The sequence below is a fragment of the Enterobacter sp. MGH 37 genome, from assembly GCF_000534515.1.
Lineage (GTDB): Bacteria > Pseudomonadota > Gammaproteobacteria > Enterobacterales > Enterobacteriaceae > Enterobacter > Enterobacter kobei.
Window position 1 is genome coordinate 1,604,116 of record NZ_KI973206.1, and the last position, 13,868, is coordinate 1,617,983.

The window sequence follows — 13,868 nt, forward strand, 5'->3', positions numbered from 1 at the left end:
TGGGCAGGTTGAAGGTTGGGTAACACTAACTGGAGGACCGAACCGACTAATGTTGAAAAATTAGCGGATGACCTGTGGCTGGGGGTGAAAGGCCAATCAAACCGGGAGATAGCTGGTTCTCCCCGAAAGCTATTTAGGTAGCGCCTCGTGAATTCATCTTCGGGGGTAGAGCACTGTTTCGGCTAGGGGGCCATCCCGGCTTACCAACCCGATGCAAACTACGAATACCGAAGAATGTTATCACGGGAGACACACGGCGGGTGCTAACGTCCGTCGTGAAGAGGGAAACAACCCAGACCGCCAGCTAAGGTCCCAAAGTCATGGTTAAGTGGGAAACGATGTGGGAAGGCACAGACAGCCAGGATGTTGGCTTAGAAGCAGCCATCATTTAAAGAAAGCGTAATAGCTCACTGGTCGAGTCGGCCTGCGCGGAAGATGTAACGGGGCTAAACCATGCACCGAAGCTGCGGCAGCGACGCTTATGCGTTGTTGGGTAGGGGAGCGTTCTGTAAGCCGTTGAAGGTGGCCTGTGAGGGTTGCTGGAGGTATCAGAAGTGCGAATGCTGACATAAGTAACGATAAAGCGGGTGAAAAGCCCGCTCGCCGGAAGACCAAGGGTTCCTGTCCAACGTTAATCGGGGCAGGGTGAGTCGACCCCTAAGGCGAGGCCGAAAGGCGTAGTCGATGGGAAACAGGTTAATATTCCTGTACTTGGTGTTACTGCGAAGGGGGGACGGAGAAGGCTATGTTAGCCGGGCGACGGTTGTCCCGGTTTAAGCATGTAGGCGGAGGTTCCAGGTAAATCCGGTACCTTATTAACGCTGAGGTGTGATGACGAGGCACTACGGTGCTGAAGTAACAAATGCCCTGCTTCCAGGAAAAGCCTCTAAGCATCAGGTAACACGAAATCGTACCCCAAACCGACACAGGTGGTCAGGTAGAGAATACCAAGGCGCTTGAGAGAACTCGGGTGAAGGAACTAGGCAAAATGGTGCCGTAACTTCGGGAGAAGGCACGCTGATATGTAGGTGAAGCCCCTGCGGGTGGAGCTGAAATCAGTCGAAGATACCAGCTGGCTGCAACTGTTTATTAAAAACACAGCACTGTGCAAACACGAAAGTGGACGTATACGGTGTGACGCCTGCCCGGTGCCGGAAGGTTAATTGATGGGGTTAGCGGCAACGCGAAGCTCTTGATCGAAGCCCCGGTAAACGGCGGCCGTAACTATAACGGTCCTAAGGTAGCGAAATTCCTTGTCGGGTAAGTTCCGACCTGCACGAATGGCGTAATGATGGCCAGGCTGTCTCCACCCGAGACTCAGTGAAATTGAACTCGCTGTGAAGATGCAGTGTACCCGCGGCAAGACGGAAAGACCCCGTGAACCTTTACTATAGCTTGACACTGAACACTGGTCCTTGATGTGTAGGATAGGTGGGAGGCTTTGAAGCGTGGACGCCAGTCTGCGTGGAGCCGCCCTTGAAATACCACCCTTTAATGGCTGGTGTTCTAACGTAGACCCGTGATCCGGGTTGCGGACAGTGTCTGGTGGGTAGTTTGACTGGGGCGGTCTCCTCCCAAAGAGTAACGGAGGAGCACGAAGGTTAGCTAATCCTGGTCGGACATCAGGAGGTTAGTGCAATGGCATAAGCTAGCTTGACTGCGAGAGTGACGGCTCGAGCAGGTGCGAAAGCAGGTCATAGTGATCCGGTGGTTCTGAATGGAAGGGCCATCGCTCAACGGATAAAAGGTACTCCGGGGATAACAGGCTGATACCGCCCAAGAGTTCATATCGACGGCGGTGTTTGGCACCTCGATGTCGGCTCATCACATCCTGGGGCTGAAGTAGGTCCCAAGGGTATGGCTGTTCGCCATTTAAAGTGGTACGCGAGCTGGGTTTAGAACGTCGTGAGACAGTTCGGTCCCTATCTGCCGTGGGCGCTGGAGAATTGAGGGGGGCTGCTCCTAGTACGAGAGGACCGGAGTGGACGCATCACTGGTGTTCGGGTTGTCATGCCAATGGCACTGCCCGGTAGCTAAATGCGGAAGAGATAAGTGCTGAAAGCATCTAAGCACGAAACTTGCCCCGAGATGAGTTCTCCCTGAGACTTTAAGTCTCCTGAAGGAACGTTGAAGACGACGACGTTGATAGGTCGGGTGTGTAAGCGCAGCGATGCGTTGAGCTAACCGATACTAATGAACCGTGAGGCTTAACCTTACAACGCCGAAGGTGTTTTGGCGGTGAGAGACGATTTTCAGCCTGATACAGATAACAGAATTTGCCTGGCGGCTTTAGCGCGGTGGTCCCACCTGACCCCATGCCGAACTCAGAAGTGAAACGCCGTAGCGCCGATGGTAGTGTGGGGTCTCCCCATGTGAGAGTAGGGAACTGCCAGGCATCAATCAAGAAGAACCCCGTACCGTAAGGTGCGGGGTTTTTTGCTTTTGGCTTTATTCCTCTCCTTGAAATTTTCCCGTAGGCCGGATAAGGCAAAGCCGCCATCCGGCAAAGCAGATTGCACGATCTCACCGGAAAGAGAAGCAAGAATATAAAAGAAGGGATTTATAAACGCAGAAAAGCAAAAACCCAGCCATAGGCTGGGTTCTTTAAATAGTGGTGCCCGGACTCGGAATCGAACCAAGGACACGGGGATTTTCAATCCCCTGCTCTACCGACTGAGCTATCCGGGCAACGGAGCGCATTAAACCGCAATCACGCCTTATCGTCAACATTATTTCGGGGAAAGCTGTTCAATTGCTTAACTTTACGGCAATCTGGCGGTTTACGCGCCGAAAAGACCAAATTTCGCTGATTCGCTTACGTCAACGCCCCGCCCATACGACACTGAGCAAAGCGAAGAATATCTTCCGCCAGGCGGTGCGCCGTATCCACATCGGCCTGGCTACGATTCACCAGCATGCGGCTCAGACAACCCTCCAGTATCAGCTCCATCTGCTTAGCGACCATTGCCGGGTCATCCACTTCAAGCGTTGTCAGTAGCTCGTGAGTGAAGTCATGCGCCGCACGCTTTTGCTGATCCGCCAGCTGATGTATTGGATGCCCGGGATCGGGATAAAATGTACAGGCGGCAATAAACAGGCAGCCCGGATAACGATTGTTACTGACACATTCAGTCAGGGCGGTGTAGCGAGCCAACAGCTTTTGCTCAGCCGTCAGTTCTTCATTAAGCATCAGCTGTCTGCGCCAGATATCCACCTGCTGACTAAGGTAGCGCAGCGCATCATAAAGCAGGGCCTCTTTATCCGGCCAGAAACGCGTTAACTCATCCAGAGGGTAATCGATACGGTCGGCTACCATCTCAAGCGTGGTGCTGGCGATCCCTTGAATCTCAAGTAATTGCAGGGCTTGTCCCAGTACGTCTTCACGTTGCACGGTTATCTCCTCCGCTATTCCCAACGGTATGTCCCGTCTAAAGTGTTGTTTACGGTTGGCGATTGCGCAAATGCGCGCTGAATGCCGTTGAATCCATAAACCCGGTTACACGCTGTTCTGGCTGCTCTTCCCCTTGTTCATTGAAGAATAAAATGGTTGGCAGCCCGAGTACGTTAAGGTGCTTAAGCAGAGTCTTATCCTGCTCATTGTTGGCCGTGACGTTTGCCTGAAGCAACACCGTCTCTTTCAGGGCGCTTTGTACCTGAGGATCGCTAAAGGTGTATTTTTCAAACTCTTTGCAGGCAACACACCAGTCAGCATAGAGATCGAGCATCACCGGTTTACCTTTTGCCTGAGCCAGGGCGCTATTGAGCTCATCGACATTGTTAATGCGGGTGAAGTCCAGATGCGCCTGCGTCTGACCCACCGGCGTGCCAAATGCCCAGTCCTGCAGCGGACGCACGCTGACCAGTGCAGCTGCCAGCAGCAGGATTTGCACAAGGCGCATCCATGGCTTTTTCGCCCCCAGGCTGACGATAAATGCCCAGGAGAAGAATGCGACGCCAAGCATCGCCCACAGACGCATTCCCCACTCGTCTCCGATGATGCGCTCCAGCAGGAACACCGGTAGCGCCAGAATGACAAAACCAAACGCGGTTTTCACCGTCTCCATCCACGGTCCGCTTTTCGGCAGCAGACGATTACCAAAGACCGTCACAAGAATGAGCGGCAGACCCATCCCCAGCGCATAAAGATACAGCGTTCCGCCACCGAGCCACATATTGCCGCTCTGGGCGATGTACAGCAGGATGGCGCTGAGCGGCGCAGTGGTGCAGGGTGAACAGATTAGCCCGGCAATTGCACCCATTGCGAACACGCCGCCTGCAGATCCTCCCTGCTGACGATTACTCATCAGCGTTAAGCGGGTTTGCAGCGAAGAGGGCAGTTGCAGAGTGAACAGGCCAAACATCGACAGCGCCAAAAGAATAAAGACAACTGACAGACCAATAAGCACGTAAGGATGCTGAAGCGCTGCCTGGAATTGCAATCCAGCGGCGGCGACCACGAGGCCGAGCGCCGTGTAGGTTAATGCCATGCCCTGGACATAAATAAAAGCCAGCAGCAGCGCCCGGGCGGTGGAAAGCCGTTGCTTACCGCCTAGCACAATCCCGGAGATCAGCGGGTACATGGGCAGTACACACGGCGTAAAGGCAATGCCAATACCAATCAGTAGCGCCCAAAACGCTGAGAAGGGAAGATCTGAAGTGGCTTCGCCTTCTCCCTTCACCCTGGCCCTCTCCCCCGAGGGGAGAGAGGAGGCAGTCGCTTTAACTTCAGTAAGCGGAACGACCTTCGTTTCAGGAGGATAGCAGAAGCCCGCGTCGGCACAGCCCTGATACGTCACGGTCAGCGTGGCGCCTTTATCCGCCTGATTCACCGTGACGGGGACGTTTAAGCGCTGACGATAGATTTCACTCTTACCGTAGAACTCGTCCTCGTGCCACTCGCCCGCGGGCATCTGCAATGCGCCGACGTTAGCCTTTGCGGACGTGATGCTGACCTGTTTGCGGTAAAGGTAGTAACCCTCTTTCACCTGCCAGGTCAGATTGAGATCGTGCTGGTTCTGCTGAAAATCGAAAACAAACGCCTGGTCGGCAGGAATAAAGTTTGAACGGCCGGGTGCGTCAAACAACCCGGCAAATACTGATGTGCTGCACAGCAGCAGGATCAGCGTAAGGAAGCGTTGAGCCATGTGAGATAGTCGTTATCGCCATGGAGCACTGGCAGCACCAGCAGCTCTGGAGTTTGGTAAGGATGATGAGACTTGAGGTAGTCGAGGAGCGCCTGCTGGTTCGCCCGGTTGGTTTTAAGCAACATCTGGACTTCGTACTCCTGCTCCAGTTTGCCTTCCCAGTAATAAAGGGAGGTTGCGCCGGGGAGGAGCGTTACGCAGGCTGCCCATTTTTCGGCCAGCACTTTGGCGGCGAGATCCTGGGCAGAGGCTTCATCAGGGGCGGTACACAGTACGACAACGGCATCAGGCGTGTTCACAAGTCGACCTCCTCATCACGAAAGTCTTCACTATATCACGCAAGACGATTGGTCATTAATGAATCGGGCCGCAGTGCGGCCCGATTTTAACTATTTTTACAACGGCTGAAGGTTTACAGCACAATGCCACCGATGATAAAGCCGAGGATGACGCAAAGCGTAATTGCTACCACGCCCGGGATCAGAAACGCGTGGTTGAACACGTATTTACCGATACGGGTAGAGCCAGTGTCATCCATTTCAACCGCTGCCAGCAGGGTTGGGTAGGTTGGCAGAACGAACAGTGCGGAAACGGCTGCGAAAGAGGCAATCGCCGTCAGCGGCGTTACGCCTAACATGAGTGCCGCAGGCATCAGCGCTTTGGTGGTTGCTGCCTGGGAGTAAAGCAGGGTCGCAGCAAAGAACAGCACGACCGCCAGCAGCCACGGGTAGTTGTGCAGCAGGTCGCCGGCTACGGTCTGGATATCGCTGATGTGCGCCTTCACGAAGGTATCGCCGAGCCATGCCACACCCAGTACACACACGCAGGCACTCATACCGGATTTAAAGGTACTGGCGTTCAGCACTTCGCTGGTGTCGATTTTACAGGTGATACTAATCAGCGTCGCGATAGTCAGCATGAACACCACAATCGCTTCGTTACGCGGCAGAACCGGGTTCTGAATCAGCCCCACGGTGTCACTGATGGCGGTTGCGTAGAACATCACTGCGACGATACCAATCAGGAACAGCAGTACGGAGCGCTTTGCGTGCGGCTTCAGTTCGAAGACCTGGCTACCGCGCAGTCTCACTTCACCTTTTGCCAGACGCTCCTGGTAAACCGGATCGTCTTTCAGTTCGGCACCGAGGAAGTTACACAGCACGGCAGTAATCATGACCGCAATCAGCGTCACCGGAATACAGATCGCCAGCAGCGTCAGGTAGCTCACGCCCATCGGCTCAAGGATACCGGCGAAGAAGACCACGGCGGCAGAGATCGGCGACGCGGTGATGGCAATCTGAGACGCAACGACGGCAATAGAGAGGGGACGAGACGGGCGAATCCCCTGTTCTTTTGCCACTTCGGTAATCACCGGCAGCGTGGAGAACGCCGTGTGGCCAGTTCCCGCGAGAATGGTCATAAACCAGGTGACCAGCGGGGCAAGGAAGGTAATGTATTTAGGATGGCGGCGCAGCATACGCTCCGCCAGACTCACCAGGTAGTCCATACCGCCTGCCACCTGCATAGCGGCGATAGCGGCAATAACTGCCATGATGATTTCGATAACGTCAAAGGGGATTGCGCCGGGTTTAATCTGAAAGATAAGGGTAAGAACGAGCACCCCGAGACCGCCGGCAAAACCGATGCCGATACCCCCGAGTCTTGCTCCCAAATAAATCGCCAACAAGACGATGACGAGTTCTGCTCCAAACATAAGGACCTGCCTTGCTTATTAACAAGTTGATATTGAATTGTTGTATTTTGGTAACGCCTAAAAAGAAAAAAGGCACGTCACAAGTGACGTGCCTTTAAAAGCCTAGCCTGAACGGTTACTGTTCGCTTTCATCGGTATATCGTTTCGCTTTATATGCCGGGTGCATCAGGTTCTGGGCGGAGAAGATATCGTCCAGCTCAGCCTCGGTCAACAGTCCGCGCTCCAGCACCACTTCACGCACGCTCTTACCGGTTTCGGCACAAATCTTACCGACGATGTCACCGTTATGGTGACCGATGAACGGGTTGAGGTAGGTGACGATCCCGATAGAGTTGTAAACGTAGCCTTCACACACTTCTTTATTTGCGGTAATGCCGTTAATGCATTTTTCCAGCAGGTTGTAGCAGGCGTTAGTCAGGATGTGGATAGATTCGAACATCGCCTGGCCAATCACAGGCTCCATTACGTTCAGCTGCAGCTGACCGGCCTCGGAGGCCATCGTCACGGTAGTGTCGTTACCGATGACTTTGAAGCAAACCTGGTTCACCACTTCTGGCACGACCGGGTTCACCTTAGCTGGCATGATGGACGAACCCGCCTGCAGTTCTGGCAGGTTGATTTCGTTCAGGCCAGCGCGCGGGCCGGAAGAGAGCAGGCGCAGGTCATTACAGATTTTGGACAGTTTCACCGCCAGACGTTTCAGTGCGCTGTGTACCATCACGTACGCGCCGCAGTCGGAGGTGGCTTCAATCAGGTCTTCCGCAGGCACGACCGGCAGGTTGGACACTTCAGCCAGCTTCTGAACCGCCAGCTGCTGATAGCCATCCGGGGTGTTCAGACGCGTACCGATGGCGGTTGCGCCCAGGTTCACTTCCAGCAGCAGCTCAGAGGTGCGCAGCAGGTTTTTGGTCTCTTCATTCAGCAGCACGTTAAATGCGTGGAATTCCTGGCCCAGCGTCATTGGCACTGCGTCCTGTAACTGGGTACGACCCATTTTCAGGATATCCTGGAACTCAACCGCTTTACGCTGGAAGCCATCGCCCAGTTGGTTGATGGCGTCCACCAGTTTCACCACGGAGGCATACACCGCGATACGGAAGCCGGTTGGGTAGGCGTCGTTGGTGGACTGGCATTTGTTAACGTGGTCGTTCGGGTTCAGGTACTGGTATTCACCTTTCTGATGACCCATCAGCTCCAGGCCGATGTTTGCCAGTACTTCGTTGGTATTCATGTTGACGGAGGTACCCGCGCCGCCCTGATAGACGTCAACCGGGAACTGGTCCATGCATTTGCCGTTGTTCAGCACTTCATCGCAGGCAGCGATAATCGCATTTGCCGCGCTTTTAGGAATGGTTTGCAGCTCTTTGTTGGCCAGCGCTGCGGCTTTCTTCACCATCACCATGCCACGGACAAACTCAGGGATGTCGCTGATTTTGCTGTTGCTGATGTAGAAGTTTTCAATCGCTCTCAGAGTGTGAACACCATAGTAGGCATCCGCTGGAACTTCCCTGGTACCCAACAAGTCTTCTTCGATACGAATGTTGTTTAACATGTGAACCTTCTTTTCAAGCTGCCGATGGATTGTACTAAACACACAGTATATATGTGGTTTTGAATATTTTCTGACCGACGATTATTCCCTCAATCAGCCAGATGCTCGAGATCATATGCTGATGATAGCGAATTGCCGTAAGCTGGATCACTTATTATCGAGCCGATTCCATGATAATTATTAATCTGTGAAATGTGTCACCGCTTTAATATTTCCAGAAAAAATATCCGTGCAAACCGATTGAATTTTCGCTAACTGCCACCATTTCATACAAACGCGCGTCGCGAACACATTCAGACAGGGGCCTGACGGCACCTGCCCTACAGGAGATGCCAGTGCGCTGGATACCATTTATTGCTTTCTTTCTCTATGTTTACATTGAGATTTCCATTTTTATCCAGGTTGCCCATGTACTGGGCGTCCTGCTGACGCTGGTTCTGGTGATTTTCACCTCCGTCATCGGCATGTCGCTGGTGCGTAACCAGGGTTTCAAAAATTTCCTGATAATGCAGCAGAAGATGGCTGCAGGCGAAAGCCCGGCAGAAGAGATGATCAAAAGCGTGTCGCTGATTATCGCGGGTCTGCTGCTTATTCTGCCTGGCTTCTTTACCGACTTCCTCGGCCTTTTGCTGCTTCTGCCGCCAGTGCAAAAACACCTGACCATGAAGCTGCTGCCGCATCTGCGTTTTAGCCGTATGCCGGGCGGTGGCTTCAGTACGGGCCCGGGCGATACGTTTGAAGGGGAGTATCAGCGTAAGGATGAACAGCACGACCGTTTAGACCACAAAGACGATCGGTGATTTTTTTGCCCGGTGGCGCATCGCTCACCGGGCCTGCGGGTTTTGCCGCTTCGGTAAAAACAGCCACAGCCCTGCCAGCATGACGATGGCATACACACTCTTCCATCCCACCATTGCCAGCAACAGCAGGCAAAGCACACCCCCGACGACCGCCAGTGCTTTATAACGGCCTTCCAGCAGACGACAGCCCGCCAGCATGCACAGCAGATAGATCATAATGAAAATGCCGTTGGCGTAGACGATCAGGGCATCCAGATTGATTTTCAGTACGTAAATACCCAGCGTACTCAACACGCAGCAGCCCAGCACGGTATTCAGTGCATTCACCGGAAGTTGACGTTTGGACAACTGCGCAAGACGGCTTTCAGGATTATAAAGCGCCTGCGACCACACCAGACGGGCAAAGCTCTGGATATAAATATTCAGGCTGGCAAAACAGGCGAGATAGCCAATCATACATGCGACCCACAGCGCTTTTACGCCAAACAGGTGTACCACTATGCCCGGCAGTGACGCGGCAGCCGCTTTATCCGCACCGAATGCGTTGAAGTGCAATACCAGCACGGTGCAGGCCCAGTAAACTGTTCCTGCCAGCAGCAGGCCAATCATCAGCGCGCGCGGAAAATCGCGCTCAGGCTGCTTAAATTCAGAGGCCAGATGGGCGAACGCTTCGAGACCCACAAAACACCAGAACATAACGGCAAGGGCGGCGAAAAGCTGTGAATGGTCAATGTTTGTCGCTGCCGGGAAGGGAATGTCCTTAATTGTGATATTGCCCGCCCACCAGACAGCCGCAACGAGCGCAACAATCAGTACCGCAACCAGCGTCTGCAGGTTTGCACTTGAGCTGGCGCCGCGTGAGCCCACCCACCAGACGATGGCCAGCGTACCCAGTTCAGCCAGCAGGAGCTGCTCGTTATGCCAGCCAAAAAGCGCCTGTCCAAAGCCGGTTGCAATATGCAATGCCGCAGGAAGACCCACCGGGATCACCGAGAGAAACAGCCAGCCGGTAACACGCTTCAGTCGCGGGCCAAACGCCAGCCCGACAAAGTGCGCCACACCGCCTGCGTCAGGGAAGTGCCGCCCGAGGATGGCAAACACAATGGCTATCGGAAACACCAGCACAATCAGCACCGGCCACGCCCACAGGCTGTTATTGCCTGCTACCAGCGCCGCCAGTGCGGGTACGGCAAATACGCCCGTACCTAACAAGGAGGTTGAGAGCAGGCCAACGCCCTGCGCCAGTCCCAACTCCTGTTTAAGTCCACTCATTGACATCGTCCTGCCAATACCAAAAGAGAGGGGATGGTAACACTTTCGCAAAATTTTTTTTCAACTCCCCCTTGAAGGGGGAAAAAGCTATCCCCATCTCTCAGGGCACTAGTCGGAAAACCGCATGCGGGCCGGCGTCATCCATAACTGATAATGACTTTCTCAAAGGAGAGCTATCAATGAGTATTCGTCCGTTACATGATCGTGTGATCGTCAAACGTAAAGAAGTTGAAACCAAGTCTGCTGGCGGCATCGTTCTGACCGGTTCTGCTGCAGCCAAATCAACGCGTGGCGAAATCATCGCTGTCGGTAAGGGCCGCATCCTGGAAAACGGAACTGTGCAGCCGCTGGACGTTAAAGTTGGTGACATCGTAATTTTCAACGATGGCTACGGCGTGAAATCCGAGAAGATCGACAATGAAGAAGTGTTGATCATGTCCGAGAGCGACATTCTGGCAATTGTTGAAGCGTAATTTACGCACGAGAATTTGAGGAAATAAGAACATGGCAGCTAAAGACGTAAAATTCGGTAACGACGCTCGTGTAAAAATGCTCCGCGGCGTAAACGTACTGGCCGATGCAGTTAAAGTGACCCTGGGCCCGAAAGGCCGTAACGTAGTGCTGGATAAATCCTTCGGCGCGCCAACCATCACCAAAGATGGTGTTTCTGTAGCACGTGAAATCGAACTGGAAGACAAGTTCGAAAACATGGGTGCGCAGATGGTGAAAGAAGTTGCCTCTAAAGCGAACGATGCTGCAGGTGACGGTACCACCACCGCGACCGTACTGGCGCAGGCTATCATCACTGAAGGTCTGAAAGCCGTTGCTGCGGGCATGAACCCAATGGATCTGAAACGTGGTATCGACAAAGCTGTCGCTTCCGCTGTTGAAGAGCTGAAAGCGCTGTCCGTACCGTGCTCTGACTCCAAAGCCATTGCTCAGGTAGGTACCATCTCCGCTAACTCCGACGAAACCGTAGGTAAACTGATCGCTGAAGCGATGGACAAAGTCGGTAAAGAAGGCGTTATCACCGTTGAAGACGGTACCGGTCTGGAAGACGAACTGGACGTGGTTGAAGGTATGCAGTTCGACCGCGGCTACCTGTCTCCATACTTCATCAACAAGCCAGAGACTGGCGCTGTTGAGCTGGAAAGCCCGTTCATCCTGCTGGCTGACAAGAAAATCTCCAACATCCGCGAAATGCTGCCAGTGCTGGAAGCCGTTGCGAAAGCAGGCAAACCGCTGGTTATCATCGCTGAAGATGTTGAAGGCGAAGCGCTGGCGACCCTGGTGGTTAACACCATGCGTGGCATCGTGAAAGTGGCTGCGGTTAAAGCACCTGGCTTCGGCGATCGTCGTAAAGCGATGCTGCAGGATATCGCTACCCTGACTGGCGGTACCGTTATCTCTGAAGAGATCGGTATGGAGCTGGAAAAAGCGACCCTGGAAGACCTGGGCCAGGCAAAACGCGTTGTGATCAACAAAGACACCACCACCATCATCGACGGTGTGGGTGAAGAAGCCGCTATTCAGGGCCGTGTTGGTCAGATCCGTAAGCAGATCGAAGAAGCAACCTCTGATTACGACCGTGAAAAACTGCAGGAGCGCGTAGCGAAACTGGCAGGCGGTGTCGCCGTTATCAAAGTCGGTGCTGCGACCGAAGTTGAAATGAAAGAGAAAAAAGCGCGCGTTGACGATGCCCTGCACGCGACCCGTGCTGCGGTAGAAGAAGGCGTGGTTGCTGGTGGTGGCGTTGCGCTGGTGCGTGTTGCCGCTAAACTGGCTGGCCTGACTGCACAGAACGAAGACCAGAACGTGGGTATCAAAGTTGCGCTGCGCGCAATGGAAGCGCCTCTGCGTCAGATCGTTTCTAACGCCGGTGAAGAGCCATCTGTGGTTGCGAACAACGTGAAAGCGGGCGAAGGTAACTACGGTTACAACGCGGCAACTGAAGAATACGGCAACATGATCGACTTCGGTATTCTGGACCCAACTAAAGTTACCCGTTCTGCTCTGCAGTATGCGGCATCTGTAGCTGGCCTGATGATCACTACCGAGTGCATGGTTACTGATATGCCTAAAGGCGACGCGCCTGACTTAGGTGCTGCTGGTATGGGCGGCATGGGTGGTATGGGCGGCATGATGTAATCATGTTGTTCTGAACCTCTCAGAACGAACCCCGGGCAGCGATGCCCGGGGTTTTTTATTGCCTGTCCAGCAGCTACTCAAAGGTGCCTTTCACGCACACAACACCTTCTCGCACCATCTGGCGGCCTTTCGCCCAGACCTCGTGGATTTTTAGATCGTCCGTCAACACCAGGAAATCGGCATCGCATCCGGGCGCGATCCGTCCTTTATGCTCCAGCCCGAGAAACTCCGCCACATTACGCGTAAATGGCAGAAGCGCCTCCTCCAGCGGCAGGTGATAGCGGCTGACCAACTGCTGAAGGGTTTCCGGAAGGGATTCGAACCCTGCCACGCCAATGCCTACCAGGTTGCCATTTGCGTCAAAATTCGGCTGGCTACCGTTACCGTCCGAGCTGAGCGTGAGACGGTTAAACGGCACCTGCGCTTCGCGGGCTGTCGCAATGGCGGTGGCGGCATCAATGGGTTCGCTGATGCTGGTGGTGATATCGATATAACCCCCTTCGCGAGCATAGTTTAGCGCGGCGAGGAAGAGCGCCTCACCGCGGTTAACGTGGGTGGGCAGCAGCTTCTTGCGGGGAACGTCAGCGTTATTCAGAATGTTAAGGAGCGGCTCCAGCAGCTTCGGGCTGTTGCCGAGGTGAAAAACGGAAATCCCCGCTTTGGCACCCAATAGCCCGCCGACGCGTGACTGGGCGGCCATGCTGGCGAGCCGATCGTCCGCTGGCGCGGAAGAGCGATGATCGGAAATCGCGCATTTCACACCAATGATTTTGTCGATCAGCGCCACATCTTTTTCAATACTGCCGGTAATCGTCGGAGAAGGCAGTCCGTACGCGCCCGTCAGCATCCACGCGCTGATCCCTTCATGCTCAAGCGCTCGTGTTTTTGCCAGCAGTGATTCAGGGTGTCGGGTGACGCCGTCGGTGCCCAGCAGGCCAACCACGGAGGTGATACCTGCTGCTACCAGCGCAGACAGCCGCACCTCCGGCGTGCGGGTGTGGGGCCCCGCTTCACCGCCGCCACCGATGAGATGCACGTGCTGATCGATAAATCCCGGGCAAATCACCGCTCCGGCGAGATCGGTTTCAGGACACGCCATCCGCGTTGTTGCATGCCCCGCTTTTTCGATCGCAACAATTTTTCCCCCAGCGATCAGCAGATCGCAATGTCCCCGATCCTCCGGGGCGTAGAGATGTGCGTTGCGGAAAAGATGGGGTTCCAGAACTGAAAAATCCATT

General features: G+C 54.2%; 10 protein-coding genes, 1 tRNA gene and 2 rRNA genes (1 of these 13 running past the window's edge). 5 read left to right on the plus strand and 8 right to left on the minus strand.

Features of this window, described 5'->3' with window-relative positions; translation table 11 throughout:
• Positions 1–2,215: ribosomal RNA gene (locus tag L383_RS25395) — 23S ribosomal RNA — on the plus strand (it extends 814 nt beyond the left edge of the window).
• Positions 2,216–2,279: 64 nt separating this feature from the next.
• A 5S ribosomal RNA gene (rrf, locus tag L383_RS03725) occupies positions 2,280–2,395 on the plus strand.
• A 217-nt stretch (positions 2,396–2,612) separates the two neighbouring features.
• Here the strand turns inward: rrf and L383_RS03720 are convergent.
• The 6 genes from L383_RS03720 to aspA form a co-directional block, all read right to left on the minus strand.
• Positions 2,613–2,688: transfer RNA gene (locus L383_RS03720), tRNA-Phe, on the minus strand.
• Between the two features lie 127 nt (positions 2,689–2,815).
• Positions 2,816–3,391, minus strand: a complete 576-nt coding sequence (locus L383_RS03715) for a transcriptional regulator (RefSeq protein WP_023331831.1) — start codon at positions 3,389–3,391, stop codon at positions 2,816–2,818.
• A 49-nt stretch (positions 3,392–3,440) separates the two neighbouring features.
• Positions 3,441–5,144: a protein-disulfide reductase DsbD gene (locus L383_RS03710; RefSeq protein WP_023331832.1), complete on the minus strand. Its 1,704-nt coding sequence runs from the start codon at positions 5,142–5,144 to the stop codon at positions 3,441–3,443.
• Positions 5,120–5,443: a divalent cation tolerance protein CutA gene (gene cutA, locus L383_RS03705; RefSeq protein WP_023331833.1), complete on the minus strand. Its 324-nt coding sequence runs from the start codon at positions 5,441–5,443 to the stop codon at positions 5,120–5,122. The genes L383_RS03710 and cutA overlap by 25 nt, the downstream gene beginning before the upstream one ends.
• 113 nt (positions 5,444–5,556) lie before the next feature.
• Positions 5,557–6,858, minus strand: coding sequence for an anaerobic C4-dicarboxylate transporter (locus L383_RS03700; protein WP_023331834.1), 1,302 nt, complete (start codon positions 6,856–6,858; stop codon positions 5,557–5,559).
• A 115-nt stretch (positions 6,859–6,973) separates the two neighbouring features.
• Complete coding sequence (gene aspA, locus L383_RS03695; protein ID WP_003855923.1) at positions 6,974–8,410, minus strand: aspartate ammonia-lyase; 1,437 nt, start codon at positions 8,408–8,410, stop codon at positions 6,974–6,976.
• A 335-nt stretch (positions 8,411–8,745) separates the two neighbouring features.
• Between aspA and L383_RS03690 the strand changes: the two genes are divergently transcribed.
• Positions 8,746–9,210: an FxsA family protein gene (locus tag L383_RS03690; RefSeq protein ID WP_014882199.1), complete on the plus strand. Its 465-nt coding sequence runs from the start codon at positions 8,746–8,748 to the stop codon at positions 9,208–9,210.
• Positions 9,211–9,234: 24 nt separating this feature from the next.
• Here L383_RS03690 and yjeH read toward each other — a convergent pair whose 3' ends face one another.
• Positions 9,235–10,482: an L-methionine/branched-chain amino acid transporter gene (yjeH, locus tag L383_RS03685; protein WP_023331835.1), complete on the minus strand. Its 1,248-nt coding sequence runs from the start codon at positions 10,480–10,482 to the stop codon at positions 9,235–9,237.
• A 179-nt stretch (positions 10,483–10,661) separates the two neighbouring features.
• On the opposite strand from yjeH, the gene L383_RS03680 reads away from it, so the two are divergent.
• Both L383_RS03680 and groL read left to right on the plus strand, forming a co-directional pair.
• Positions 10,662–10,955 (plus strand): co-chaperone GroES, encoded by a 294-nt coding sequence (locus L383_RS03680; protein WP_003855929.1) that lies wholly within the window; start codon positions 10,662–10,664, stop codon positions 10,953–10,955.
• A gap of 31 nt (positions 10,956–10,986) precedes the next feature.
• On the plus strand, positions 10,987–12,630 hold the full coding sequence (gene groL, locus L383_RS03675; protein WP_014882201.1) for a chaperonin GroEL: 1,644 nt from the start codon (positions 10,987–10,989) through the stop codon (positions 12,628–12,630).
• 73 nt (positions 12,631–12,703) lie between these two features.
• Here groL and iadA read toward each other — a convergent pair whose 3' ends face one another.
• A complete protein-coding gene (gene iadA / locus L383_RS03670; RefSeq protein ID WP_023331836.1) occupies positions 12,704–13,867 on the minus strand; it encodes a beta-aspartyl-peptidase in 1,164 nt (387 codons plus the stop codon).
• Position 13,868 lies beyond the last annotated feature (1 nt).

Bases quoted from the DNA above. Each gene is read 5' to 3' on its own strand.
- L383_RS03710 (WP_023331832.1), bottom strand. From the start codon at position 5,144: ATGGCTCAACGCTTCCTTACGCTGATCCTGCTGCTGTGCAGCACATCA.
- L383_RS03700 (WP_023331834.1), bottom strand. From the start codon at position 6,858: ATGTTTGGAGCAGAACTCGTCATCGTCTTGTTGGCGATTTATTTGGGA.
- aspA (WP_003855923.1), bottom strand. From the start codon at position 8,410: ATGTTAAACAACATTCGTATCGAAGAAGACTTGTTGGGTACCAGGGAA.
- yjeH (WP_023331835.1), bottom strand. From the start codon at position 10,482: ATGAGTGGACTTAAACAGGAGTTGGGACTGGCGCAGGGCGTTGGCCTG.
- L383_RS03680 (WP_003855929.1), top strand. From the start codon at position 10,662: ATGAGTATTCGTCCGTTACATGATCGTGTGATCGTCAAACGTAAAGAA.
- groL (WP_014882201.1), top strand. From the start codon at position 10,987: ATGGCAGCTAAAGACGTAAAATTCGGTAACGACGCTCGTGTAAAAATG.
- iadA (WP_023331836.1), bottom strand. From the start codon at position 13,867: ATGGATTTTTCAGTTCTGGAACCCCATCTTTTCCGCAACGCACATCTC.